Raw genomic sequence first — 26,180 nt, forward strand, 5'->3', positions numbered from 1 at the left:
GTTTGACCGCTCAGAATTCCAGCGGGGCGTTGTCGACGACTTCCTTCATGACGAAGAAGGTGCGGGTCTGGCGCACACCGGGCAGCGCGATGAGCTGCTCGCCGTGGATGCGGTTGAAATCCTCCATGTCGCCGACGCGGATCTTGAGGAAATAGTCGAAGTCGCCGGCAACGAGGTGGCAGTCGAGCACGAATTTCAGCCGGGCGATGGCCTGCTCGAAGGTGGCAAAGCTCTCCGGCGTCGAGCGGTCGAGCACGACGCCGACCATCACCAGCGTGCCCTTCGCCACCTTCTTGGGGGCGACCATGGCGCGGACGGTGGCGATGAACCCGTCCTCGAACAGGCGCTGGGTGCGGCGGTGGCAGGTGGCGGGACTGATCGCGACGGTTTCAGCCAGCTCCGCATTGCTGAGCCGGCCGTTATTCTGTAGCAATCTCAGTATCTTAAGGTCAGTACGGTCAAGCCGAGCGGCCATGAAAGAAGCTCTCGATTATCTGTGATATTCTGGAAGAATTATGATCCATCGAGGCAGTCGTCGCAAGAAATCGCGCAACATCCACGCAATATTCGAGAGCACATTCCCCCGGGGCGATGCTAGGGCAGCTGCCAACATCAACGCCAATCGGGATGACCCATGAAGCTGGACAAATTTCCGCGCTACAAGCTGACCTTCGGCCCGACGCCCATCGAGAAGCTGGAGCGGCTGTCGAAACATCTCGGCGGCAATGTCGAAATCTATGCCAAGCGCGAGGACTGCAATTCCGGCCTCGCTTATGGCGGCAACAAGCTGCGCAAGCTCGAATACATCATCCCCGATGCGATCGCCTCCAACGCCGACACGCTGGTCTCGATCGGCGGCGTGCAGTCGAACCACACCCGCATGATCGCCGCGGTCGCGGCCAAGATCGGCATGAAGTGCCGCCTGGTGCAGGAAGCCTGGGTGCCGCACGAGGACGCCGTCTATGACCGCGTCGGCAACATCATGCTCTCGCGCATCATGGGCGCCGACGTGCGCCTGGTCGACGACGGTTTCGACATCGGCATCCGCAAGAGCTGGGAGCAGGCGATCGAGGAGGTGAAGGCCGCGGGCGGAAAGCCTTACGCCATTCCGGCCGGCGCCTCGGTGCATAAATTCGGCGGTCTCGGCTATGTCGGCTTCGCCGAAGAGGTACGCAAGCAGGAAGCTGAGCTCGGCTTCAAGTTCGACTACATCATCGTCTGCACGGTGACCGGCTCCACCCATGCCGGCATGCTGGTCGGCTTCGCCGCCGATGGCCGCGCCCGTAAGGTGATTGGCATCGATGCGTCCTTTACGCCGGCGCAGACGAAAGCGCAGGTGCTCGAGATCGCGCAGAACACCGCTGAACTCGTCGAGCTCGGCAAGGACCTCGTCGCCGACGACGTCGTGCTGATCGAGGACTATGCCTATCCCGCCTATGGCGTGCCCTCGGAAGAGACCAAGGAGGCCATCCGCCTCAGCGCACGTCTCGAAGGCATGATCACCGACCCCGTCTACGAGGGCAAGTCGATGCAGGGCCTGATCGATCTTGCGAAGAAGGGCTATTTCGAGAAGGGCGCGAAGATCCTCTACGCCCATCTCGGCGGCGCCCCCGCACTGAACGGATATGCGTATGCGTTTAGGAATGGGTGAGTGAGGGCGTAGCTCTCGCCTTTGTACACAGCCGTCGTCCCGGGCAAGCGTAAGCGTAGACCCGGGACGACGGCGGAAATATTGGCCGCTCCCTACCGCGTCCTGACGATCTGCAGCAGCTCGTCGCCGTAATGCTCGAGCTTCTTGTCGCCGATGCCGGGCACGTTGCGGAGTTCGTCGAGTGTCGTCGGCCAGGCCCGGACAATGCCGTCGATGGTGGCATCGTGCAGCACGACATAGGCCGGCACGCCGCGTTCGCGGGCGATGTCCGAACGCCAGGACCGCAGCCGCGCGCGCAGTTCAGGATCGACATCGCCTTGCGGGGCGCCCGCCGCAGGCGCGAGATCGCCGCGGCGGGATTTGCCGCGGCTGGCGCGAATGCGCGTGCCGGGCGCTTCCTCGCGCAGCCACACCTCGGTTTCGCCGCGCAGCACGCCGCGCGCGGTCTCGGTCAGCTTCAGCGCGCCAAACGCTTCGCTGTCGCTCTGCAAATGTCCCATCGCCACCAACTGCCGCAGCACGGTGCGCCACTGCTTTTCGTTGAGCTCGCGTCCGATGCCGAACACGGACAATTTGTCGTGGCCAAACTGCGTCACCTTTTCGGTCAGGCGTCCGACCAGCACGTCGATCAGGTGCATCGCGCCGAACCGCTGTCCGGTGCGATAGACGCAGGACAGCAGCTTCTGCGCCAAAATCTTGCCGTCGCGCATTTTCGGCGGTGTCAGGCAGTTGTCGCAATTGCCGCAAGCTTCGCCCATGACGATCTCGCCGAAATAGGCGAGCAGCCGCCGGCGCCGGCAATGCGGCGTTTCGGCCAAGCCAACCAACGCATCGAGCTTGCCGATCGAGACCCGCTTGAATTCGTCGGAGGCGCTGGACTCGTCGATCATCCGGCGCTGCTGCACGATGTCGGAGAGCCCATAGGCCATCCAGGCCGCCGACGGCTTGCCGTCACGGCCGGCACGGCCGGTCTCCTGATAATAGGCCTCGATGCTCTTGGGCAGGTCGAGATGGGCGACGAAGCGCACGTCGGGCTTGTCGATGCCCATGCCGAACGCGACGGTCGCCACGATGACGATGCCGTCCTCGTTGAGGAAGCGGTCCTGGTTGCGCGAGCGCACCTGGCTGTCGAGCCCGGCGTGGTAGGGCAGCGCCGCAATGCCGGCGTCGTCAAGCGCGGCGGCGACCTCCTCGACACGGTTGCGGGACAGGCAATAGACCACGCCGGCATCGCCCGCATGCCGCTCCCGGATGAACTCCTTCAGCTGCGACACGGCATTGCGCTTGTCGACGATCTCGTAACGGATGTTGGGCCGGTCGAAGCTCGAGACGAATTGCGGTGTGCCCGTCAGCTGCAGCCGCGCGACGATCTCCTTGCGCGTCAATTCGTCGGCGGTCGCAGTCAGTGCGATGCGCGGCACGTCGGGAAAACGCTCGGCGATGATGGAGAGGCCGACATATTCGGGGCGGAAATCATGGCCCCATTGCGAGACGCAATGTGCCTCGTCGATCGCGAACAGCGCCACCTTGGCCTGCGCCAGCAGCGACAGGCAGCGCGGCGTGACCAGGCGTTCCGGCGCGACATAGAGCAGATCGAGATCGCCCGCGAGCAGGCGGCGCTCGATATCGGACGCCTCCTGCGGCGTCAGCGACGAGTTCAGCGCGGCAGCATTGACGCCGGCCTCGATCAGCCCGGCGACCTGGTCGCGCATCAGCGCGATCAACGGCGACACCACGATGCCGCAACCGTCGCGCAGCAGTGAGGGAAGCTGATAGCACAGCGACTTGCCGCCGCCGGTCGGCATCAGCACCAGGCAATTGCCGCCGCCCGTGACGTGCCCGACGATCTCACCTTGACTGCCGCGAAACCCCGGCAGGCCGAAGACCGAATGCAGCACCGACAGCGCATCGCGGCCGTTGGCCGGCGCAGGCAGCGGGGCGGTTGAGGAAGAGGACATGTGCGTTCGGGAACAAGGCCGTGAGATTCGTCACAACGCCAGTCGCATGGCGGCAGCCGCATGGCAAGACCGTTTGCGGGGCTTGCACCGCCGCTTCCTTTCCCTCTCCCCGCTCTTACGGGACCGCGACGAGCTTCGCTCGCGCTGAGAGGTAAAGAAGTTACGCTCCGATCCGTCGCAGCGCTTCTGCGACCGTCACAATGGGCATGCCACGTCGTCCGGCGGCCTCCAACGCGTGACGCATCAGGTCCGGGGTGCAGCCATAGGGGCTCGGCGCGTTGGTAACGTCGTGGCCATAAAAGATCAGCCATCCGCCGCTCGCGACCGCCTCGTCGAAATAGCGATCGACGCCCGCTCTATCGATCTCGCGATCGACCAAGGGCGACGCGCGCAGGAACTGGAGGTCGATGATTTCGCTGTTAACGCCGGGGAGAATGCCGCGCGCCGAACGGAAGGCTTTGGCGAGCTGCGGCTTGCGCCAGACCGAGGCGATTCCGTAGGGATAGGCGAAGTTCTCCAGCGTGATCGAGGAATCGAGACCCAGAAAGTAAGCTCGGTTCAGCTCGATCTCGCGCGCCATCGCGGCTTCGTCGAGCGTGGCCGAGTTCCGGTGCGAGAAGGTGTGACAGGCAATCTCGTGACCGGCACGGTGAAGCCGGACGATCGCGTCATCCGACAGGCCATGCCAGTGGTCCGATGGCTGATCGATCAAGCTACCGGCGAGATAGAATGTGCCCCGGCCGCCATGCTGTTCCAGAAGCTCGGCGCCCTCGCCCGCGGCGCTGTCGGGAGCATCGTCGAAGGTGAAGCTCACGATCGGCGCATGCGCCGGCAGCCGGTGCGGCGCGGCGCGGAAATGGCGGGCCAGCCGATTGCTCACGCGTCCCTGGAGTGCCGACCACACGACTTAAGTTTCCCGTGATTCCGTGTTTCTCTACTGAAACATTCGCGCGCCGGTTGAGGCAAGCCTAACGCTTGGGTAATCCTAACGCGGAACCAACATCCTTGGGCTGATGCGCAGGGACCGGCGCATCGGTTTCCGGACTGAGATATTGCAACCAGTTGCCGAAAAGCACCGCCGCCGCGCTGCCGGCGCCGATATCGGCGCGCAAGTTCAGTCTAGGCAGCTCGTTGGTGAGTGCCGGATGGCGCTGGTGCGACGCCTTTTTCTCGAAGCGGACCAGCTTCTCTTCCGTCGCTGCGTCAAAATAGCTCACGGGCAGGCGCGGATAATTGTCGCGCTCCCGCGCGAGATAGCGGCCGATGTCGCGCAGATATTCTCGCTGGAGCGACAGCGCGTCGTATTCCGGGTGGCCCTGGAAGAACACGAAGCGGCTGGCATATTGGCGAACGAAAACATCGACACCCGCCTCGGCCGAGCGTGTCAGCACCTGATAACCGGCCTGCACCAGGTCGCTCTCCGCGATCTCGTTCAGGCGCGAATGCGAGACCTTCAGCGGCGCCGGCGCGGCGCGAGTCAGGGAATCGCTCGTCACGGCATCGCAATCGAAGATGCCGTGGCATTTGGCCGGCAGCCGTCGCCGTTCGATGCCGTCGAGGTGCAGCACCGCCGCATGCGCGGCAAGGCACGACCAGATCGTCGAGCGCGTGTTGGCCTTGGCCCAGTCGATGAGCTCGGTGAGATCGCGCCAGTACGGCTCCTGGTCGAGCTCGGGCGCGACGGGCTCTGCGCCTGTTACGATCAACCCGTCGAATTTCTGGCGCTTGAGATCGGAAAGGTCGGAATACTCGCTCTCGACGTGCCATCTCGCTTCCTGTGAACGCTTCACGGTCGGAAGCGAGAAGCAGTGGAAACGGATGCGGCATTCGCCTGCTGCGGCCTGGAGCAGCTTCATGAACTGCCGCTCGGTCGCCTTCAGCGCCGGATCCGGCATGTTGTTGACGAGCCCGATCGTGAGTTCGGCGCGGTGATGTCGCGCGAGATCGCGCTCGGTCGGCACCAGCGCCGGGCTCGAGATGACTTGATCCCTGTCGATCAAGATCGTCATTGGCGGTGCCCGCCTACTCCGCGGCCTCGAGGCGGGCTGACCGACAGGCCTTGTCCAGCGCCTGGTCAATGTCCTCGATGATGTCGGAGACATGCTCGATCCCGATCGAGAGCCGGATGGTCTCCGGCAGAACGCCGGCAACGCGCTGCTGCTCCGCCGACATCTGTCGATGGGTGGTCGAGGCCGGATGACAGGCCAGCGACTTGGCATCGCCGATATTGACGAGACGCGTGATCAGCTTCAACGCATCATAGAAGGACTTGCCGGCCTCCATCCCGCCCTTGATGCCGAAGGTGAACAGCGAGGAGGCATTACCATCGAGATATTTCTGCACCAGCGGATAATAGGGACTATCCGGAAAACCGGTGTAGTTGACCCAGGCAACGCGCGAATCCTTGCGGAGGAATTCAGCGACCTTGCGGGCGTTCTCGACATGGCGCTCCATCCGTAGCGCCACGGTCTCGATGCCCTGGAGCAGCAGGAAGGCGTTGAACGGCGACAGCACCGAGCCCATGGTGCGCTGATAGACGCTGCGCGCCCGCTCGATATAGGCGGTCCTGCCGAAGCGCTCGGCATAGACGAGGCCGTGATAGGAGACGTCGGGCTTGTTGTAGGCTGGGAAGCGGTCGGCGTATTTGGCCCACGGGAAATTTCCGGAATCGACGATGGCGCCGCCGAGGGTGGTGCCGTGACCGCCCAGGAACTTGGTCAGCGAATGCACGGCGATGTCGGCGCCGTAGTCGAACGGCTTGAGCAGGATCGGGGTCGCGACCGTGTTGTCGACGATCAGCGGCACGCCATGCGCATGCGCGATCCTCGCCAGCGCCTCGATGTCGCAGACGTTGCCGGCGGGATTGCCGATGGTCTCGGCGAACACGGCGCGGGTGTTCTCGTCGATCAGCTTCGCGATCGCCTCCGGCTTGTCGCTCTCGGCGAAGCGGCCGGTGATGCCCTGCCGCGGCAGGATGTGCGAGAGCAGCGTGTGCGTGGTGCCGTAGAGCTGCGGCACGGACACGATGTTGCCGCCGTGATCGGCGACGTTGACGAAGGCAAAATGCAAGGCCGCCTGGCCGGTCGCGACCGCGAGCGCGCCGACGCCACCTTCGAGCTCGGCGATCCGCTTTTCCAGCACCGCGCTGGTCGGATTGGCGATACGGCTGTAACGGAAACCTTCAGCCTCGAGATTGAAGAGCGCGGCGCCGTGATCGGCGCTGTCGAAGGCGTAGGCCGCGGTCTGGTAAATCGGCACGGCGACCGCGTGCGTGGTCGCCTCGGGCTCGTAGCCGGCGTGAATAGCGATCGTCTCGTTGCGCATCGTGCCACCTCCGCATGGAGCGGGCCGCACTTATTGGCCTGTATGAGGCATGTGCGTTGTCCGCCACGCCCGTGTTAGAGGCGGGTGGTAAAGCGGACAATAATTCGCATAGAGATCGAGGAAGTAACCCTAACCGCTTCTGGCGAATTAGCTAAAATTCGAGTTAAATTGGATAATGAATGACGATTGCCCGGTGTCGTTCCTTCGTCCCTTGAGAGAAGGAAACATCGGCAGGGCCCGCCGCTTCTTAAGAACGCAGAAGCGGACCTTCTGCTAGGGCGCCGGATGAAGGGTTGCCTCTACAAAATCAAAGCTGAGAGAATCATGCGCGAAAGGAGCCCCCCGGCCGCCTCACCGCTTCGCGACGAGTCTCAGAGAAGGCCACGCGTGAGGCGTCGTCACACGAGCTGTGTTGTCCCCCTTCCGTCGACCTTCTTTCGGCTACTTCCCGCAAGGGCTAGCGCCGGCCGTATGGCCGAGAGCAGAACGCCCACGACTCGAGAGAAAGCGGTCCACAGGCTTTCACGAACTTGTTTGGAAGACTCCGTACCCATGAACTGCAATGGGAATTATAGACGCTTACCGATTACTTGGGGGATTTAGCAATGTCGCCGAGCACCTTTTCTGCTTCTAACGTAGACGGATGATTTAGACCCAGGAGCTTCATCCTTATTGATATAACGTCCTTCAGCGTCTCGATGGCGCGTGGATAGTCCGCCAACTTGATGAATGCTATGCTTTGTACGAACAGCACATCGGCCATGCGCGCATTTTGCGACGAGGCTAGTGCAGTCAGAACTATTTGCTTAGCTTTTTGAAGATCTCCATTCGCTTCTTGAACGGCATTAAGTTCAATTCTACAACTTGCCCTTCTTAGCAAGCTAAAAGCAAACTCCAGTGAACCATCTCCAAAGAATTGCGATTTTAGTTTTAGCGCACGTTCAGCAGCTAGACATGCTGCCTGATACTGTCCATCCGCGACGTTTACGTCTGACAACAAGTCCAGGGTCCTAGCAAACAATGGATGGTTTTGGTCAAATGCATCTTTTGCAATGCGCTCCGCCTCCGCCAAGTTTGTTCGAGCGCTATGTATCTGCTTTCGGGCAAGGAAGTACCTTGCCGTGTTGTTAAGTGGAATTATCAACTCAAAATGACTTGGACCAAATTTGTTCGTAATGATTCGTTCTGCTTCTCTAAGATCACTTTCAACCGAATTTAGTTCATTCATCTGGATGCGCAGGAACGCCAAATTGTTAAGTGACAACGCTACTTCTAGATCATCTGGTCCCTTCGCACTCAGGATCAGCTCTAGCGCCTCGATCAGCAAAGGCTTCGCTTCCGAATATCTGCCCCAATTCTGGTATAGCGACCCAAGATTACTGAGCAGCCTCGCCCTCGCAATGACTGAAGTTTGAGCGCCCACATCCAGGCGTTGTTTTTGCATTAGGTAAGACTGTTCAGCTTCCGGGAATTGGCCTTTGGCAAGTAGGATAGCAGCGTGCGCTGCATCGAGTTCTTGGAGATCGACTGGACTCAAGGATCCTACCCGCTCCTTCATCCGCCGGAGATTTTCAAGCAAACTCGCCGCCTGATCATATTTGCCAAGGAAGAAAGCTACGGCCTGAAGAGCAGAGGCTATCTTCGAGTCATTCGGTCGAATGGTCAACGCGCTCTGATAGTTGTCGTAGGCTTCACTTATGTTGCCATCGACCTCTGCAAGTCTGCCAGCCTGATACAGGCTCTCGGCTGCTTCGCCCAAGTTCTTCATCGCCGCCTCTTTGAACAGCGCCTTAGCTGTGGCCGGCGCCACTCTATCCAGAGCTTCCTTCGCTCTTTGAATTCTTTGAGAATCGATCTGCGGAATCTTATCGAGCTCGGCCTTCGCCTCCTGTGCGGCGCCTGCGTAGGCAGTTGCAGCAGATACTGGGTCGGACAACTTACTTGTGATTATTTGTAGAGAAGCAATCGTAGCACGGACAACATCACTTGGCACATTTGATGATTGCTTCAACTGATCGCCAAGCCTCGCTTGCTGCTCCTTCAAAGTGCGGATCAACTCGGCACGTTGATCAAACTGTGGCTTAGGCGTCGCGAGAGTTACAACGATAACCAAGACTGTTCCTACGACTGATACAAAACTCCAAAATATTAGGTACTGTCTCTGAGCTCTGATCCACTCCTCGGCGGTGAGGCCATGGACCGGAGTCGTATTGTACTCTTTCTCGATTATCGCTGCTCGTTGATCCGGGGGGACCGCGGCGATAAGCTTAGAGATTCCACGAAGCCGCTGCTGACTTCGGGTCACGTATGCAAACGTTGCAAGGACGACGATATAGCTAAACAAAGCGTAGCGGCCCAGGGCTGCAGCCGCCAATTCTGATAAGAAAAGCGCGTCCACGAGGCCAGCGGGGACCAAATTCAGGTTACGGCGTAGACATGTTGAAAGGCTATCGCGATAATGATCAGGGCGCACATAAGCGCTGCCATTGCCAACCAGAAGAATAATGCTTGCCTACGCGCCGCAATCCACTCTTGCGCGGTCATGCCCGCCGTTGGCGTGGTGTTGTATTCTTTGGCCAATAGCGCCGCACGATCGCTTTCAGGTACTGCGGTGATTATGCGAGCTATATTTCGTAGCCGATATTGAGAAATCGTAAGATAACCAAAGGTAGCTACTAGAAAAACATATGCGATAAATGCAAACGGGCTCGCAGCTGCTGTCGGCAAAGCCTCAAGAAATTTCGCGAGCATCTTTCGTGGCTCCTCTATTAGCCATAATGGTCGGCGGTGTGACTGAGCTAAATTTCTCTTCGACCCAGCCAAGTGCAAGGTCAGTCATTGCCTTGATGATAAGGCGACAAAAAAGAGTCTCTGAAGATGCAAAAGTGCCGTTCTCGTAGAGCTTGTTCGATGGCGCACCTCCGCCACAAACACCAAAATATGAACACGTCTCCTTGCAGAGCCTAACACCTTCCTGAATATCCTCGTTTGCGCGTTGAAAGATCTTGTTGCTAGAGCAATCCTCCAATCGGTCGGCCAACAGATTACCAAAAACGAGCTGTCCATAATTCTCGGTCTTCATCGAGAGCAGTTCCGGACAGAATGTCGCGAAGTTGCCGAGATAGTCCACGTTAACGCTTGCGAACGGTTCGGTTAGCGCGTTGCTGGGGGCAGCGAGATCACTCCAAAAGACGGCATTCATCGCGAAATCAATTTCACGAACCCAGTGCGGGAAACCAGAGGATTCTAGCCTCGAATAATAGATCGAAAAGAAGTTCCGGAATTCGGTCTCGACCTCGGAGTATTGCAGAGACGATTTGGGATTAGCTCCCTCTTGTTCTTCTATATTGAAACAGACTTGGTGTATCTGATGCTCAACAAAGAATTCGAAAAGCACATCCGCCTTGGACAAGGAAGCACGGCTTAATACAGCTATAACGTGAAACAACACGTCATGGCGCTGCAACAGCCTGATGCCCTGCATCGTTCGCTTGAAGGTTCCGTTGCCTTGCCGGTCGATCCGACAGGTGTCATTTATTATTTCTGGCCCGTCGATGCTTACTCCCACGGCCACAGAGTGGCGCTTAAAAAACTCACACCATTCTTCGTTTAGCAATGTCCCGTTGGTCTGAAACAAGTGCTCAACTTTGACGCCGTGGGGACGAGCGCTCTCGATGATGGAAAACGCTTTTTCGTAGTATTCAACTGGCAGGACCGTTGGTTCACCTGCGTGCCAGCATACCCTGAGGGTGCTTGCAAGATACGGGCTCGATACGATCTTAGAAACTACCTCGCGAAGCACGCCGAATTCCATCTTCCGATTGACGGAGCGATCGGGAAGGTAGCAATAGCGGCAATCCAAATTGCAAAACGGTGTTGGTTGTAGGACGAGTAGGTTTATCCCTCCCTCCGAACCACTTGGATTGGAGCGATCAAGCACAGGCGCCCCCTTTTCCGGCAGAATCGGCTGGTCAGCACTTATTCCCGGAGCCGGACGATGCGTTTCTAAAGCAATTGCCGAACGCCTTATCGAACTGAGCCTGCCGAATTAAGAGTTCACCGTCCGTGTCTACCGCCCTCTTAAGGACCCCCCCCTTCCCGTCTCGGACCTGAGCGCGGATGTTTTCAATCCTGCTGTTCACGGTTGACGAGGGCTCCGTCGTGAAGTGGCTCTCGGGAATAACTGCTACAGCGATAGTTGCACTGAGGACGACTGGTACGGCCCGGAATGGCCCCGTCTTCTGCCGCATAATAAAATCCTCCAAAATCAAAATATCGTCATGCTACCTAAAGTTTACGATGTTGCAAGAGGAAATCGGCGCCCATCCTCTCCCACAGCCGATGGACGAGCACGCCGGCGCGCTTCTCGATCGCGGCGGCGGCATCGAGCGCGAGGTCCTCGCGATAGCGCCCGGCGATGAGCTGCACGCCGATCGGCTTGCCGTCGTGCAGCGCCACCGGCACTACGGCGCCGGGCAGGCCCAGCACGTTGATGGCGGAAATGAAGCGGATCTCGCCCCAGAAGATCTCGCGCACGCGCTCGGGGCTGACGGTGTCCTCGCGCGGGCCCGGCGTCGGCTTCACCGTGGTCGGCGCCAGCACGATCGGATAGTCCTCGAAGAACAATTGCCAGGCGCGGATGTGGCCGTTGCGCGCCGCGGATGCCTGCATCCAAGCCTTGAGATCGAGCACGTTCGCCTTGCCCTTCATGCCGCCCCAGGCCTTGTGAAAATCCTCCGACGTCACCTTCAGCATGGAGGCTTCCTGCATCACCACGGTCTCGTTGGTGATGATGTCGCACCAGGTCTGCCAGACGCCGTTGATGTCGGGCAGCTCGACTTCGCTGACGCGGTAGCCGGACCGCTCGAGATGATCGGCGGCCTGGCGCAGCGCCGCCGCGACGGACGGATCGACCTCCATGTCCTCGGGGATCTTGGCCAGCGCCACCTTGATCGGTCCCTTCGGCTTCTCGCCGACCACCGGCGCCGGCACCCACCAGGGGTCGCGCGGATCGCGCTGGCTCATCACCTCCAGCGCAAGGCGGACGTCGGCGACATGGCGCGCGAGCGGCCCCTGTGCCGACATCAGATGCGCCAGCATCGGCCGCTCGGAGGTTGCGCTTGCGTTGAACGCGGGGATGCGCCCCTGCGTCGGCTTGATGGTGGCAACACCGTTGCAATGCGCCGGCCAGCGCAGCGAGCCGCCGATGTCGTTGCCATGGGCGATGGTGCCGATGCCGGCGGCGACGGCCGAACCCGCGCCGCCCGACGAGCCGCCGCAGGTGATATCAGGATCCCACGGATTGAGCGTCAGCCCATGCAAGGGGTTGTCGGTGAAGCCGCGAAAGGAGAATTCCGGCGTATTGGTGAGCCCGATGACGATCGCGCCGGCCTTCTTCAGATTGCGCACCACGGGCGAATCCGACGGCGCGATGAGATCCTTGTTGTCGGGAACGCCGTTGAAGTTTGGCCGGCCCTCGTAATCGACGTTTTCCTTGATCGTGATGGGTACGCCGTGCAGCAGGCCGAGATCGCCACCCCGGGCGCGCTGCTTGTCGGCCGCGTGCGCCGCTTTGAGTGCTTCCTCCGAGAGATCGACGACGACCGCATTCAGCTTCGGATTGACGGCGCGCATCCGGTCGAGATGCGCCTCGACCGTCTCGACCGCGGAGATTGCGCCGGAGCGGATCGCAGCCGCGGTCTCCACCGCCGACCATTGCCATGGCGCCCCCTTGGGGCGGCGTGGGACAGCGGATTTGCCCGGCACGGTCTTTCTGGCCCGCTTGGCGACCGCGCTCTTGCGGGCGGAGCTCGCCTTCCTCGAAGTCTTCGCCGTCTTCTTCAACACGCTCTTCTTGGTCACCGTCTTCTTCGCCACGCCGCATCTCCTGAAATTGCGCGGCGGAGGTTAGGGACGACGTGGAACCCTGTACAGGCGAGATTCTGCATGGGACATTGTCGCGACGCTCTGTCGCAATCGCAGCCGTCTATGAGCGAGCTCCTACACCAATGGTGGATTGATCCGCGCAAAGCCCTCCTGGACGCGATAGGGATAGTACGGATAAGGCGGCATCACGGCGCTGACCTCATCGAGCCGCTTGATCTGGTCCGCGCTCAGCGACCAGCCGACGGCGCCGAGATTGTCGCGCAGCTGCGCCTCGTCGCGCGCCCCGATGATCACGGAGGAGACCGTGGGACGCGACAGCAGCCAGGCAATCGCGACCTGCGGCACGGTACGACCGGTCGCCGTGGCAATCGCATCCAGCACGTCAACGACGGCGTAGAGGTGCGCATCGTCCACGGGCGGACCGAACTGTGCGGTGGCATGCAGGCGGCTTCCTTGCGGCAGTGGCTGGCCGCGCCGGATTTTTCCGGTGAGCCGCCCCCAGCCCAGCGGGCTCCACACCAGTGCGCCGACGCCCTGATCGCGCGCGAGCGGCATCAGCTCCCATTCATAGTCGCGCCCGAGCAGCGAGTAATAGACCTGGTGCGCGACATAGCGTGGCCAGCCATGCCGGTCCGCGATGGCGAGCGACTTCATCAGCTGCCAGCCGGCGAAATTCGAGACGCCGACGTAGCGCAGCTTGCCGGCGCGCAGGAGCATATCGAGCGTGGACAGCACCTCCTCGATCGGCGTGAACGCGTCGAAGGCATGGAGCTGAAGCAGATCGACATAGTCAGTGCCGAGCCGTCGTAGCGCCGCATCGACCGAGGCAAGCAGCCGCTGCCGCGACGAGCCGGCATCGAGCGGACCGTCGCCCATCGGCAGGCTCATCTTGGTCGAGATCAGCACCTTGTCGCGGCGCCCCTTGATCGCAGCACCGAGGATCTCCTCGGAGGCGCCGTTCGAATAGACATCGGCGCTGTCGAACAGATTCACGCCGGCATCGAGGCAGATATCGACCAGCCTGCGGGCCTCATCGGTGCCGCTGCGGCCCCAGGCGGAGAACAACGGACCCTGGCCGCCGAACGTGCCGGTGCCGAAGCTGAGGACGGGAATTTTGAGCCCGGAAGCGCCGAGATTGCGGTATTCCATGATCGCTCTCCTATTCCGCCGGGCACGCCGCCACTGCGGTCGCCGTGCGATCAAGCCGGAGGCTCCACAGTGCCAGCACGAGACCAATGGCCGTGATCCCGGCTGCGACCAGCGGCAGCGCGGAGAGACCGAGCCCGCGATCGATGGTGATGCCACCGGCCCAGGCGCCGATCGCGTTGCCGAGATTGAACGCGGCGATGTTGAGGCTGGAGGCGAGCGTGCGCCCGCTGGGACCGGCCGCCTCCAGCACACGAAGCTGCAGCGGGGCGACCGTTGCAAAGGCGGCGATGCCGAGCAGCAGGATCAGCATGACCGCCGGGATCTTGACCGACAGCACCGCCGCAAGCCCGAGAAGCACGATGGCGAGCGCGGCGAGCGTTCCCATCAGCGCGCCGGCGAGGCCACGGTCGGCAAGCTTGCCGCCAGCGACGTTGCCGATCGCGAGTCCGACGCCGAATACCAGCAGGATCGGCGAGACCGCTTCTTCCGAGAATCCGGTGAAGCGCGTCAGCATGGGCTGAATGTAGGTGAAGACGACGAACAGGCCGGCAAAGCCGAACACGGTCATGGCAAGGCCGAGCAGCACCTGCGGACGGCCGAGCACGGCGACTTCCTCGGCAAGGGAGACCGGCTTGTCATTGTTGCCGACATGGCCGGGCACGAGCGCGGCGACCACAGCAAGGGCAACCACGCCGATGGCAGTCACCGCCCAGAAAGCCGCGCGCCAGCCGAGCATCAGGCCGAACCAGGCGCCGAACGGCACGCCCAGCAGCGTGGCGACCGTAAGGCCGATGAACATGGTTGATATCGCCGAGGCCCGCTTGTCCTCGGCGACGAGGCTGGTCGCCACCACCGAGCCGACGCCGAAGAACGTGCCGTGGGCGAGCGAGGTCAGCACCCGCGCGGCCATCAGCAACTCGTAGTTCGGCGCCAGCGCGCAAGCGGCATTGCCCAATGTGAAGATCGCCATCAACGCCAGCAGCACGGTTTTCCGCGGCATCCGCCGGGTTGCCAACGTGAGAACGGGCGCGCCCACGAACACGCCGAGCGCATAACCGGAGATGAGCAGGCCCGCGACCGGCACGGAAACGTGCATGTCGGCGGCAACCTGGAGCAGGAGGCCCATGATGATGAATTCGGTGGTGCCGATGCCAAAGGCACCAGCGGTGAGCGCGAGGACGGCGGGAGGCATGCGTGGCTCCGATGATTGAGACGAGCCACGCAGATAGCTGCGCTCATGCAAAACCATTAGAATGGCCGCAATCCAATCATTTGTGACGTGAATTCAACATGGCCCGTTTCGACACCAACCGCTCCGCCGAGATGGAGGTCTTCGTCCGCGTCGTCGATCTCGGCGGGTTCACCCAGGCCGCGCGAAAACTGCGCCTGACGCCATCGGGCGTGAGCAAGCTGATCTCGCGGCTCGAAGCCCGGCTCGGCTCGCGGCTCGTCACCCGCACCACGCGCAAGCTGACGCTGACGGAGGAGGGCCAGGCCTTCTATCAACGCTCGTTGCGCATCCTCGCCGAGATGAACGAGGCCGAGCGCGAGGCGGCCTCGGGCGCGGCACCGCGCGGCCGCCTCACCGTCAACAGCAACATCCCCTTCGGCATGCTGCATGTGATGCCGCTGATTCCGCGCTTCCTGCAACAGCATCCCGACGTCACGCTCGATCTCGTGCTGACCGACACGCTGATCGACCTGATGCAGGAGCGCGCCGACGTCGCCATCCGCGTCGGCCCGTTACGCGCCTCGCGCCTCGTCGCACGAAAGCTCGGCACCAGCCGCATGGTCGTGGTCGGCGCGCCAGGCTATCTCGCCCGCTGCGGCACGCCGAAGCTTCCGGCCGACCTCACCGATCACCGCGGTATCGGCTGGACCTTTCCACGCACGATCCGCGGCTGGCCATTCAAGCGCGGCGAGCACACCGAGGAAGCCGTGCCGCCGCCCGTCGCGCGCGCCAGCGACGGCGAGGCCGCCCGCCGTCTCTGCCTCGGCGGCGTCGGCCTCGCCCGCCTCGCCCTCTTCCACATCGGCCCCGACATCGAATCCGGCCGCCTCGTACCGGTGCTGCAAAACTACAATCCCGGCGACCGCGAAGACATCCACGCCGTCTATGTCGGCCACACCGCACCCCTGCCCGCGCGCGTGCGCGCGTTCATCGATTTTCTCGCCGAGCACGTGCGGGTGAGCGATCCCGCGCTGAAGCGGGCGGCGGATGGGAGATGGAGGGTCGTGGGGTGAGGAAGCAAGGGAATAAGTCCGCCCTCGCCATGCAAAGTAGCCGGCGGCCGGCGCAACGGACGGTTTGGGCCGAAAACTTGACACATCGGGCAGATCAACGGCACAATTTCATCATCCCAGAGTTCGCTAATCATCCCAGAGTTCGCTAAACGACAGCGTGCGCAATATTGATGCGATCATATCCAGCGTGGCTGGGCCGTTGAGGACGTGCGGCCGTCGCTTGCGCGAGGGTGCAGAAGCCGCGAAATCCGGGCTGTTTCAGAACTTGTCAGGGGAATCCCACACAGATGCAGTTTGATGACGTCATCCTCGGTCGCCGGAGCATCCGCGGTTACAAACCCGATCCAGTACCCAAGGCGCTGATTGCGGAAATCATTGGTTTGGCGATGCGCGCCCCCTCGTCGATGAACACTCAGCCCTGGAATTTCTACGTCATCACCGGCGAACCGCTGGATCGAATCCGTGCCGGCAACACCGAGCGGATGGTGGCAGGCATTCCGCAGTCGCGGGAGTTTCGCACGGGTCAGCCCTTTGCAGGCAAGCACCGCGACCGGCAAGTCGGTGTCGCCAAGCAATTGTTCGCCGCGATGGGGATCGAGCGCGACAACAAGGACAAGCGTCAGGACTGGGTACTGCGCGGCTTCCGTCAATTCGACGCGCCCGTCTGCGTGATCATTACCTATGACCGCGTGCTGGATGGCAGCGACGATACGCCCTTTGATTGCGGCGCTGTGGCGACCGCCCTGGTCAATGCTGCCTGGTCTCGCGGGCTTGGCGCCGTGATCAACAGCCAGGGCATCATGCAATCGCCCGTGGTGCGCGAGCACGCGGGAATCGCCGACGATCAGGTCATCATGAAAAGCATCGCACTGGGCTGGCCTGATGAGACGTTTGCGGCGAATGCGGTGGTGTCGGAGCGGAAGTCGGTCGAGGAGGCGACCGTGTTCATTGGGTTTGAAAAGTAGCGGCGCGCGGGCGGAAGGGTTGGAGGGGCAGCAGTGATCCGCGTGATGGCCCGACATGCGCTTGTGCTGGCAGCCGCCTTTGCCGCCACCTTGACGCCGGTCGCCTGCCTTGGCGAAGCCAGCAAGCCGTTGCCCGCCAAGGCAACACAGGAGCTGCCGCCCGAGCTGCTTTCGCTGCTCGAACAGAAGAAGATGCCGAAATATTCACCTATCGTCGTGCGTCTTTTCAAAGAGGAGTCCGAGCTCGAGGTCTGGAAACAGGACGCGACCGGCCGTTTCCAGATCCTCAAGACCTATCCGATCTGCCGGTGGTCGGGCGATCTCGGTCCGAAGTTGTACGAGGGCGACCGGCAGGCGCCGGAAGGGTTTTACACGATTACACCTGAGTTGATGAACCCCAACTCCAACTTCTATCTGTCGATCAACCTCGGCTACCCCAACAGCTTCGACAAGGCGAACAAGCGCAACGGCAGCTTCCTCATGATCCACGGCGATTGCTGGTCGAGCGGTTGCTATGCCATGACCGACGAACAGATCAGCGAAATCTATTCGCTGGCGCGCGACTCCCTTAGCAGCCGGCCATCGTTCCAGGTCCAGGCCTATCCGTTCCGCCTGACGCCGGAAAATCTGGCGCGACATCGGAATAGTCCCAGCCTGGACTTCTGGAAAATGCTCAAGGTCGGCAACGATCACTTCGAGGCGACGCGACTCGAACCGAGAGTGGATGTGTGCGACCGCCGCTATGTATTCGATGCGCAATCGCCTCCGAATTCGCCGTCCCCTCTTGTATTCAACCCTGCAGAAAAATGTCCCCCCTTCGTCGTCAATCCGGAAATCGCGCGGCGGGCGCTGGAGAAGAGGCGCGCCGACGAGCTCGAATACACGCGATTGCTTGAAGACAACATGCCGGCTGCCCCGATATACAGCGGGCTGGACGGCGGAATGAACAAGACGTTCCTCGCGCGGTTTCCGGGCAGAGTGACGCTTGCGAAAGTAATGCCGTATGCATCCTACCTGCCGCAATTGCCACCGATCCCCTGGATCGACAATGATGGCTCGTTGACGAGTAGATGGTTTGGCAGATCGTTGAACCAACCCCCGGAGTGTAATCCGACGCGTGTCGGCTTCCCGTCAGGTCGATGCTGAACGCTCGTGCGGCATCCGCGATGGATCATCAGCAGACAATGGCTGGCATCGGCATTCCGTCCCAGCAAATGCGGTGGTGTCGGAGCGAAGAGCTTGAAAAAAGTTCGTCCCCGGCTAGCCGAGCCGATGCGAACGGCAACGAGCCACCTTCGCCCTGCGGGCTTCGGCGCGACAGCCTTGCGCAAACTTCGTTCGCGAAGGCTGGCGGAGAGAGTGGGATTCGAACCCACGGTACGGTTTCCCGCACACACGCTTTCCAAGCGTGCGCCTTAAGCCACTCGGCCATCTCTCCGGAGCGCCCTCTCTTGAAGGGGCGCCGATGATTTTGCAAGGGATCGAAGGAAAATCGGGTGATTTTTCCGCAACCTGTTGTATTTAAGGGATAATATCCGGCGCCGCGCATGCCCTGAACCGCCCAGCGGCTGAACCCGTGGCAGGTTTGGCGCGACGATTCACGTGAGGACGCCAAACACGGCCGGGGACGCCATGACCATCCGCAAGACCATCACCATGCTGGGCCTGATATCGGCCCTTGTCCCCGCCTTCGCCATGCCGGCCCTGGCTCAGGTTTGCACCCGGCAAGGCGTCGATGTCAGCTGCAATGACGGGCGGCGCGGGGTGCTGTCGGGCGATGCGATCATCTGGCCGGATGGGACGCGCTCAAGCGCGACGCCGCATCAGAGCGTCATCATCGGCAACAAGAGCTCGGTGCATGTCGGGCCCGGCGTGTTCGTCGGCCAGGGTAAGGGCGTGGTGCCGATGGACGATCCCAACGCGTCGAACAAGCGACAGTGCGCGGTTCTGGATGGTGTGTCGTATTGTTATTGAGCCCCAGGTCGCCTCCCCGCAATACGCCGTGATGCCCGGGCATGTCCCGGGCATCCACGTTCTTCGTGCTGCGTGGCAAGGCGTGGATGGCCGGGACAAGCCCGGCCATGACGCCAGTTCTCAGATCAACCGCACGCCTGAGATCGCCGACTTCAGCCAGCGCAGCGCTTGCGGCGGCTGCGCTGCGAGCGGCGCGACCGCGGCCTTCTCGGTCCGGCACTTTTCCAGCTCCGCGACGAAGTCGGCCGACCATTGCTGGATGGTGTGGCCGCGCAGCTTCTTCATCATCGCGTCCCAGCGCATCTTGCGCTCGGCGAGCTGCATTGCGGCCGCGACCGCGATCGCGCGCGCCATGCCGTCGATGTCGTGCGGATTGACCAGCAAGGCGGTCTCGAGCTCGTTGGCTGCGCCCGCGAACTTCGACAGCACCAGCACGCCGGGATCGGCCGGGTTTTGCGCGGCGACATATTCCTTGGCGACGAGGTTCATGCCGTCATGGAGCGGCGTCACCACGCCGACCTGCGCTGTCCGATACAAGCCGGCGAGCACGGCCTGGCTGAAACCCTTGTTTAAATAGCGGATCGGGGTCCAGTCAACCTCGCCGTGGCGGCCGTTGACGTCGGTGACGAGGCGCGCGACCTCGTTCTGGAGATTGCCATAGGCCTCGATCGCGCCGCGCGAAGGGTTGGCGATCTGAAGCAGCGAGATGCTGCGCGCAAACTGCGGCTGCTCCGTCCAGAGCCGATCGAACGCGCTGATGCGGTTGACGAGGCCCTTGGAATAGTCGAGGCGGTCGACGCCGATCGCGAGCCGTTCGCCGTTGAGGCTGCGCCGCAGCCGCGACACGTCGGGATGCGATGCCGACTTGGCGGCGTAGGCTGCGAACTTCTCCGCATCGATGCCGATCGGAAACACCTCACAGCGGGTGCGGCCATACTGCGAGATCGCAGCACCATCCTCGATGGTGAGGCCGAGCTCGCCGCCGACATAGCCAAGGAAGTTCTGGCAATCCTCGTTGGTCTGAAAGCCGAGCAGATCGTAGGCCAGCATCGCCGTGATCAGCTCGCGATGGTTGGGAACGCCTTGCATCACAGCAGTGACGGGCCACGGCGTATGCAGGAAGAAGCCGATCGGATCGTCGACGCCGAGATCGCGCAACTCCGCCCCGAGCGCGAGGAAGTGATAATCCTGCACCCAGAACGCGGTCTTTGTTTTTCGGAAGCGCATCAAGGCGCGCGCCATGAAGGCGTTGACCTCGCGATAGCTGACATAATCTTCGCGCGAGACGCGGATCAGATCGCTGCGCGAATGCAGCGCCGGCCACAGCGCCGAATTGGCAAAGCCCTCGTAATAGCCGCCGTAATGCGCTGCCGGCAGATCCAGCGTTGCAATCGCCCCCGAGCCCAGTGCTTCGATCTCGGCGAACGGTTCCTTCTGATGGCCATCGCGTACCCGGCCTGAAGACCCCACCCAGATCGCGCCCGAATGTTCTACTACCGGCAACAACGCCGCCGCGAGGCCGCCCGTCATGGGCTCGTTAGGCTTGCCGCGGGCGACGCGATTCGAAACGACGACTAAGTTCACAGGTCGTCCCCTCCTGTTTCATTCCACCCCGTTTAACTGCCGTTCATCAATATGGTTCCTGATCATCGTTTCAACCAATTGAAACCAAAATCGGGCCGCGCGCGTTGGAGCTGGTTTCGCTTGCGGAACCCGGATATTTCACTGCAAAGACAGCTTGCGCGGAGCGTTACGCAACAAGTATTGCGTCGCGCAACGACGCCGGTCCGAGTGGCATTGTGTCTGCGAAGGGGCGCCGCCTTCGTTTCACCTTGGATCGAGCAGGCGGGCCAGGAAGGCACGCACGTCGTTCGGCGTATCGAAATGGCCATTCACGCCCATGGCACGGCGGCCGACAGAGAAGGCAAGCCCGTTCATATCGGGCATGATCGCGAATACGGTTTCATCGGTGACATCGTCGCCGATGAAGATCGGACGCCGTCCCCTGAACGGCTCCCGATTCATCAGTTCACGCACGCCGGTCGCCTTGGTGAATCCGGAATGCTTGATCTCGCAGACGAACTTGCCGGGCAGCACCTCGATTGGCGCATTGGGCAGGTCGGCGCGGATCACCGAGACGGATTCATAGATCGCCTTCTCCGCATGCGGCGCGAGGCGGTAATGCAGAGCGAGCGAATAGCCCTTGTCCTCGAGCAGAATGCCCGGGCTGAGCTTGGCGATGGCCGCCAGCCGCCGCTTCAGCTCCTTGTCCAGCGGCGGCGCGTGCACGGCATCGGCTTCACTGTCCACCGACAGTCGCATCTCGGCGCCGTGGCCGGCGACGGCGCGAAACACGTCGGGCGCGAAGATCAAGTCGATGTCGTTGAGGGAGCGGCCGCTGACCAGCGCCAGCGCGCCGGAGGTGCACTCGGTCAACCGATTCAGCGTGTCCGACAGGCCCGACGGCACCCACACCTCGCGCGGCGTCGGCATCAGATCGAGCAGGGTCCCGTCGATATCGAGCAGAATTGCGGTCTCGCCGAGATGCGGCACGAGCGCATGCGGCACCGGCACCGTTTCGGGCGTCTCGTCGTCGCGTACGGTGGGCTGCTGGTCCAACGCCATTTCTGCAAGTTCCGATTTCATCAGTCTACTCCATAAAGGCGAGCGGCCGCGCGATTTGTTCGAGCGATTTGCGCTCCGCAGGGACGGCATAGCGCCACGCCACGATCGCGGCCGCGATCATCAGGACTGCCCCCAGCAGATAGCCGGCGAACACGCTGGTGCGTGATCCCGTGTCGATCAGCGCGCCGAACAGCGCCGGCCCGATCACGCCGCCGATGCCGGTGCCGACCGCATAGAATACCGCGATCGCCAGCGCGCGAACTTCGAGCGGAAAGGTCTCGCTGACGGTGAGATAGGCCGCGCTCGCGGCCGGCGACGCAAAGAAGAAGATCACCATCCAGGCGATGGTCTGTCCCTGTGCGGTGAGCATGCCGATCGAGAACAGATAACCGGAGAGCGCCAGCAGCAGGCCCGACGCGCCATAGGTGAACATGATCATGGCGCGGCGTCCGAGCGTATCGAACAGCCGGCCGAGCAGCAGGGGCCCGAGGAAATTGCCGGCCGCAAAGGGCAGCAGGTACCAGCCGACGTTTTCGGCGCTGATGCCGTAGAAATCGGTCAGCACCAGGGCGAAGGTGAAGAAGATGGCATTGTAGAAGAACGCCTGCGCGCTCATCAGAACGAGGCCGACCAGCGCGCGCTGCCGGTAAGCCGAGAACAGCGTGTGCACGACCTCGCGGATCGGCGTGTGGTCGCGCATCTTCAGCCGGATCTTGGGGAAACGCCCGTCGCTCGTATCCTGATCGTCTCCGACCACGGAGCGCTCGATCTCGTCGACGATCGCATGCGCCTGATCGGGGCGACCATGGATCATCAGCCAGCGCGGACTTTCCGGAATCCACATTCGCATCAAGAGAACGACGAGGCCGATGGCCGCGCCGATGAGATAGGCGAGACGCCAGCCGAGATCGGGCGCGATCACGGCGGGATCGAGCAGCACGATGGCCGCGACGGCACCCATCGCGGCGCCGATCCAGAAACTGCCGTTGATGACGAGATCGGTCCAGCCGCGATAGCGCGCCGGCACCAGCTCCTGGATGGTCGAGTTGATCGCGGTGTATTCGCCGCCGATGCCGGCACCGGTGAGAAAACGAAACAGCGCGTAGCTCGCGACATCCCATGACAGAGCGGTCGCGGCCGTCGCCGAGAGGTAGAGCGCCAGCGTGATGAAGAACAGCTTCTTTCGGCCGATGCGGTCGGTGAGCCAGCCGAAGCCGAGCGCACCGAGCACGGCGCCGGCGAGATAGGCGGAATTGGCAATGCCGAGATCGAGGTTGGAGAAGTGCAGCGACGGACTCTGTTTCAGCGCACCGGAAAGCGCGCCGGCCAGCGTCACCTCGAGCCCGTCAAGAATCCAGGTGATGCCGAGCGCGAGCACGACGCGGGTGTGAAAGCCGCTCCAGGGCAGCGCATCGAGCCGCGAGGGAATGCTGGTCTCGACGATGCGATCGGCCGTCGCGGCCGGGATCGCAGGTGCATAATTCGGGGCTGGGCTTTGCTGCAAATCCATCGCGTTGTTGCGTCTGATCAATGGAAGCGGCCCCGGTTCACGTGCATGGACGGGGTCGATCCGATCATGGGGGTGCGGCATTCCGCCTGCCACCTTCGACAACGTTTGCCATGTGACCCGGTTCCCTCAGGAACGGCCTCCAAGAACATCCGTTTCCGATGGAGCTACAAGGAGTTGACGCATGGCTCAGGTCAGAAAGACGACACATTCGCGGAAGACAGGCCCGCGCAAGAAGACCAGCGCGAGGCGCACCACGACGGCGCGCAAGCGCACCAAGCGCGCGCCGAAGCGCTGGTCGCAGCTGGTGACGAAGCAGAGCGACGCGCTCGACCTCAAGCAAGGCGTGTTCAAGCTGACCAGCGCGAAGAAGATCGCGGCCTCGCTGAAGCGTTCGGCCGAGCACAGTTCGCGCCGCAAGGCGGGCGCCTATCGCTCGGCGCTGTCGATGCTGACCTTCTACATCAACCGCGCCGGCAGAACGCTGCCGAAGACGCAACGCGCGCGGCTGGAGAGAGCGAAGGTGGAGCTGAAGCGCGAGTTTGGGAAGGAGTGAGATTCGTAGGAAGGGAGTGAGATTCGCAGGGTGGGTTAGGCGAAGCCGTAACCCACCGCTTGATTCTCGGCAGTGAAATCAAGGTGGTGGATTGCGCTTCGCTAATCCACCCTGCGAGCTCTTTCTCCTACGCCGCCCGGATATTGCCCATGAAGCGATCGAGCTCGGCGCGCAGGCGGGTGCTTTCGGATGACAGCGTCTTGGCCGAGTTCAACACCTCCTCCGAGGCCGAGCCGGTTTCGGCGGCGCCGCGGTTGACCTGGCCGATATCGGTGGCCGCGGTCTGGGTGCCCTGTGCCACGGTCTGGACGCTGCGCGCGATCTCCTGCGTCGCCGCGCCCTGCTGCTCGACCGCGCTCGCGATCGAGGTCGAGATCGACGAGATCTGGCCGATGGTCGCCCCGATCTCCTTGATCGCGGCAACCGATTCCGCCGTGGCGCCCTGCATGCCCGTGATGTGCGAGGAAATCTCGTCCGTGGCCTTCGCGGTCTGGCTCGCCAGCGACTTCACTTCGCTGGCGACCACGGCGAAGCCGCGGCCGGCTTCGCCGGCGCGCGCCGCCTCGATGGTGGCATTGAGCGCCAGCAGATTGGTCTGCTCGGCGATCGCGGTGATCAGCTTGACCACTTCGCCAATCTGCTGGGCCGCATGCGACAGCTTGCCGATGCGTCCGTCGGTCTCCTTGGCCTGAACCACGGCAGCCTCGGCAATGCGGCTGGAATCGCGGACCTGGCGGCCGATCTCCTCGACCGAGGCCGACAGCTCTTCGGTCGCGGTGGCGACCGACTGCATGTTGGAGGAGGCCTGCTCGGAGACGCCGGCGACCTGGCTCGACAGGCTCTGCGTGGTCTCGGCGGTGCGGGTCAGCGTGGAGGCCGCCGTTTCCAGCTGCACGGCGGAGGCCGAGACGTTGGAGACGATGGCGCCGACCGCGCTTTCGAAATCGTCGGCAAAGCGGATCAACTCGGCGCGCCGGCTTGCAGCCTGCTCGCGGTTCTGGACCTCGCTGGCGGCGGCGTCACGCTCGGCCTTTGCAACAGCCTGAACCTTGAACTCCTCGACCGCGCCGGCCATCTCGCCGATCTCGTCCTTGCGGCCGAGACCCGGCAGGACGACGTCGAAATTGCCCGAGGCCAGCTCGCGCATCGCCTTGCACATCGCGATCATCGGACGCGAGATGCCGTTGCCGAGCATCAGAGCGAGCACGGCGCCGATGGCGAGGCCGCCGAGCGCCAACATCACCATCAACCGCTCGGTATCCACGATCGTCGCATTGGTGCTCGCTTCGATGCGCTGCTGATCGGCAGTCAGGTCCGACCGCAGCTCGCCGGAGAGCTTGAGGATGCCCGCCGCCGTCTTGGTCATCTCGCCGTTCAGCTTGACGATGATCTTCACATTCTCCGACAGCTTGGTGAAGGAGGTGCGGTATTGCTTCAGCAGATTGCCGATCTCGGTGACGCGGTCGGTGATCTTCTGGTCGTTGGCATAGATCGAGACCAACAGGGTCTCCAGGAATTTGACTCGGGCGATCACGCCATCGGCGGTCTTCGGCTCCGGCTTGGCGACGAAGGCGCTGACCGAGGTGGAGACCGCCAGATATTGCGAGGTGATGTCCTTGGCTGTGGTCTGGACCGAGGCCAGCCCGGCCAGCGCGGCCGTATCGGCAAGGTCGTCGAACTTGAAACGGATCTTGTTGCCGACGCTGTTGAGCTCATCGGCCGCGATCTTGTTGTTCTCGCGCGTCAGGGCGATGATTTCGCCGAACACCTTCGTAAAGCGCTGGAATTCGGCCTCGAGCTTGCCGACCTGCTCGCGGCGGGCGGCACCGGTCGTGGCGGCCATCGACTTTGCGATTGCGTTCTTCAGATTTTCTTCAGCAGCCTTGGCCGCAGTCTCGTCATCGGCCGCGCCGGTCAGGGTATAAGCCCGCGCCAGCCCCTGATAGGCGATCAGCTCGCGATCGACCGTCCGGGCGAGGTCGGCTTCCGACACGCTGGTTCGGTAGGAGGCGACGGCGCCCTGGATCCGCTCGAAGCCGAAATAGGCGAAAGCCATACTCACGGCGAGGATGGCGAGCACTGCCACGAAGCCGAGGATGATTTTTGCGCGAAAACGCAACGTTGGCAGCTTCGATTGGCGCGACTTCGACGTGACCGACATTCCCCCACCCCATTCCATTCGCGGAAAACCAGGCGCAGCCCGAAAGCAGCCCGCTTCCTGACTCTCCGGCACGTTACGGGGCAAAGGATAAGCTGTGGTAAATTTGTGGCACCGCAACTGGCGGAGTATGGGTCCCGGATCTACGCGCGCCTGAGGACGCGCTTGTCCGGGACGACGGCG

At 62.2% G+C, this 26,180-nt stretch carries 21 protein-coding genes and 1 tRNA gene; 6 read left to right on the forward strand and 16 right to left on the reverse strand.

Annotated elements, in window-relative coordinates; all coding sequences use genetic code 11:
• Positions 1–10 precede the first annotated feature (10 nt).
• The gene (locus IVA79_RS03670) at positions 11–475 is read right to left on the reverse strand and encodes an Lrp/AsnC family transcriptional regulator (RefSeq protein ID WP_247550406.1); all 465 of its coding nucleotides are present in this window, start codon (positions 473–475) and stop codon (positions 11–13) included.
• Between the two features lie 159 nt (positions 476–634).
• On the opposite strand from IVA79_RS03670, the gene IVA79_RS03675 reads away from it, so the two are divergent.
• Complete coding sequence (locus tag IVA79_RS03675; protein WP_247550407.1) at positions 635–1,651, forward strand: 1-aminocyclopropane-1-carboxylate deaminase; 1,017 nt, start codon at positions 635–637, stop codon at positions 1,649–1,651.
• 92 nt (positions 1,652–1,743) lie between these two features.
• On the opposite strand, the gene recQ is transcribed toward IVA79_RS03675, so the two are convergent.
• From recQ to IVA79_RS03725, 10 genes are all read right to left on the reverse strand, one after another.
• Positions 1,744–3,609 carry a DNA helicase RecQ gene (gene recQ / locus IVA79_RS03680; RefSeq protein WP_247550408.1) on the reverse strand — a complete coding sequence of 622 codons (1,866 nt, stop codon included), beginning with the start codon at positions 3,607–3,609 and terminating at the stop codon, positions 1,744–1,746.
• A gap of 160 nt (positions 3,610–3,769) precedes the next feature.
• Positions 3,770–4,513: a polysaccharide deacetylase family protein gene (locus IVA79_RS03685; RefSeq protein WP_247550409.1), complete on the reverse strand. Its 744-nt coding sequence runs from the start codon at positions 4,511–4,513 to the stop codon at positions 3,770–3,772.
• A gap of 64 nt (positions 4,514–4,577) precedes the next feature.
• Entirely contained in the window at positions 4,578–5,618 is a 1,041-nt protein-coding gene (locus IVA79_RS03690) for a homoserine O-succinyltransferase (protein WP_247550410.1), read from the reverse strand.
• A gap of 13 nt (positions 5,619–5,631) precedes the next feature.
• Entirely contained in the window at positions 5,632–6,933 is a 1,302-nt protein-coding gene (locus tag IVA79_RS03695; RefSeq protein WP_247550411.1) for an O-acetylhomoserine aminocarboxypropyltransferase/cysteine synthase family protein, read from the reverse strand.
• Between the two features lie 586 nt (positions 6,934–7,519).
• Positions 7,520–9,046 carry a tetratricopeptide repeat protein gene (locus IVA79_RS03700; RefSeq protein ID WP_247550412.1) on the reverse strand — a complete coding sequence of 509 codons (1,527 nt, stop codon included), beginning with the start codon at positions 9,044–9,046 and terminating at the stop codon, positions 7,520–7,522.
• 305 nt (positions 9,047–9,351) lie between these two features.
• Positions 9,352–9,684, reverse strand: coding sequence for a hypothetical protein (locus IVA79_RS03705; RefSeq protein WP_247550413.1), 333 nt, complete (start codon positions 9,682–9,684; stop codon positions 9,352–9,354).
• Positions 9,665–10,873: a cyclophane-forming radical SAM/SPASM peptide maturase GrrM/OscB gene (gene grrM, locus IVA79_RS03710; RefSeq protein WP_247550414.1), complete on the reverse strand. Its 1,209-nt coding sequence runs from the start codon at positions 10,871–10,873 to the stop codon at positions 9,665–9,667. The genes IVA79_RS03705 and grrM overlap by 20 nt, the downstream gene beginning before the upstream one ends.
• Positions 10,874–11,220: 347 nt before the next feature.
• A complete protein-coding gene (locus IVA79_RS03715) occupies positions 11,221–12,810 on the reverse strand; it encodes an amidase family protein (protein WP_247550415.1) in 1,590 nt (529 codons plus the stop codon).
• A 123-nt stretch (positions 12,811–12,933) separates the two neighbouring features.
• Positions 12,934–13,968, reverse strand: coding sequence for an aldo/keto reductase (locus tag IVA79_RS03720; protein WP_247550416.1), 1,035 nt, complete (start codon positions 13,966–13,968; stop codon positions 12,934–12,936).
• A gap of 10 nt (positions 13,969–13,978) precedes the next feature.
• Complete coding sequence (locus tag IVA79_RS03725; RefSeq protein WP_247550417.1) at positions 13,979–15,160, reverse strand: MFS transporter; 1,182 nt, start codon at positions 15,158–15,160, stop codon at positions 13,979–13,981.
• Between the two features lie 98 nt (positions 15,161–15,258).
• On the opposite strand from IVA79_RS03725, the gene IVA79_RS03730 reads away from it, so the two are divergent.
• From IVA79_RS03730 to IVA79_RS03740, 3 genes are all read left to right on the forward strand, one after another.
• Complete coding sequence (locus IVA79_RS03730) at positions 15,259–16,212, forward strand: LysR family transcriptional regulator (protein ID WP_247550418.1); 954 nt, start codon at positions 15,259–15,261, stop codon at positions 16,210–16,212.
• A 287-nt stretch (positions 16,213–16,499) separates the two neighbouring features.
• On the forward strand, positions 16,500–17,177 hold the full coding sequence (locus tag IVA79_RS03735; RefSeq protein ID WP_247550419.1) for a nitroreductase: 678 nt from the start codon (positions 16,500–16,502) through the stop codon (positions 17,175–17,177).
• Between the two features lie 33 nt (positions 17,178–17,210).
• The gene (locus tag IVA79_RS03740; protein ID WP_247550420.1) at positions 17,211–18,323 is read left to right on the forward strand and encodes a murein L,D-transpeptidase family protein; all 1,113 of its coding nucleotides are present in this window, start codon (positions 17,211–17,213) and stop codon (positions 18,321–18,323) included.
• A 202-nt stretch (positions 18,324–18,525) separates the two neighbouring features.
• Here IVA79_RS03740 and IVA79_RS03745 read toward each other — a convergent pair.
• Positions 18,526–18,615: transfer RNA gene (locus IVA79_RS03745), tRNA-Ser, on the reverse strand.
• Between the two features lie 194 nt (positions 18,616–18,809).
• On the opposite strand from IVA79_RS03745, the gene IVA79_RS03750 reads away from it, so the two are divergent.
• The gene (locus IVA79_RS03750) at positions 18,810–19,151 is read left to right on the forward strand and encodes a hypothetical protein (RefSeq protein WP_247550421.1); all 342 of its coding nucleotides are present in this window, start codon (positions 18,810–18,812) and stop codon (positions 19,149–19,151) included.
• A 120-nt stretch (positions 19,152–19,271) separates the two neighbouring features.
• Here the strand turns inward: IVA79_RS03750 and IVA79_RS03755 are convergent, their stop codons facing one another.
• The 3 genes from IVA79_RS03755 to IVA79_RS03765 all read right to left on the reverse strand — a co-directional run bounded on the left by IVA79_RS03755 (position 19,272) and on the right by IVA79_RS03765 (position 23,286).
• Positions 19,272–20,735: a trehalose-6-phosphate synthase gene (locus IVA79_RS03755; protein ID WP_247550422.1), complete on the reverse strand. Its 1,464-nt coding sequence runs from the start codon at positions 20,733–20,735 to the stop codon at positions 19,272–19,274.
• Positions 20,736–20,978: 243 nt separating this feature from the next.
• Positions 20,979–21,797 carry a trehalose-phosphatase gene (gene otsB / locus IVA79_RS03760; RefSeq protein WP_247550423.1) on the reverse strand — a complete coding sequence of 273 codons (819 nt, stop codon included), beginning with the start codon at positions 21,795–21,797 and terminating at the stop codon, positions 20,979–20,981.
• Positions 21,798–21,801: 4 nt separating this feature from the next.
• The gene (locus IVA79_RS03765; RefSeq protein ID WP_247550424.1) at positions 21,802–23,286 is read right to left on the reverse strand and encodes an MFS transporter; all 1,485 of its coding nucleotides are present in this window, start codon (positions 23,284–23,286) and stop codon (positions 21,802–21,804) included.
• A gap of 181 nt (positions 23,287–23,467) precedes the next feature.
• On the opposite strand from IVA79_RS03765, the gene IVA79_RS03770 reads away from it, so the two are divergent.
• Positions 23,468–23,839 (forward strand): DUF3175 domain-containing protein, encoded by a 372-nt coding sequence (locus tag IVA79_RS03770; RefSeq protein ID WP_247550425.1) that lies wholly within the window; start codon positions 23,468–23,470, stop codon positions 23,837–23,839.
• A gap of 127 nt (positions 23,840–23,966) precedes the next feature.
• Here IVA79_RS03770 and IVA79_RS03775 read toward each other — a convergent pair whose 3' ends face one another.
• Positions 23,967–26,000 (reverse strand): HAMP domain-containing methyl-accepting chemotaxis protein, encoded by a 2,034-nt coding sequence (locus IVA79_RS03775; protein ID WP_247550426.1) that lies wholly within the window; start codon positions 25,998–26,000, stop codon positions 23,967–23,969.
• Between the last annotated feature and the right edge of the window lie 180 nt (positions 26,001–26,180).

Origin of the sequence: Bradyrhizobium sp. 138 (assembly GCF_023074075.1) — a bacterium.
Classification (GTDB): Bacteria; Pseudomonadota; Alphaproteobacteria; order Rhizobiales; family Xanthobacteraceae; genus Bradyrhizobium.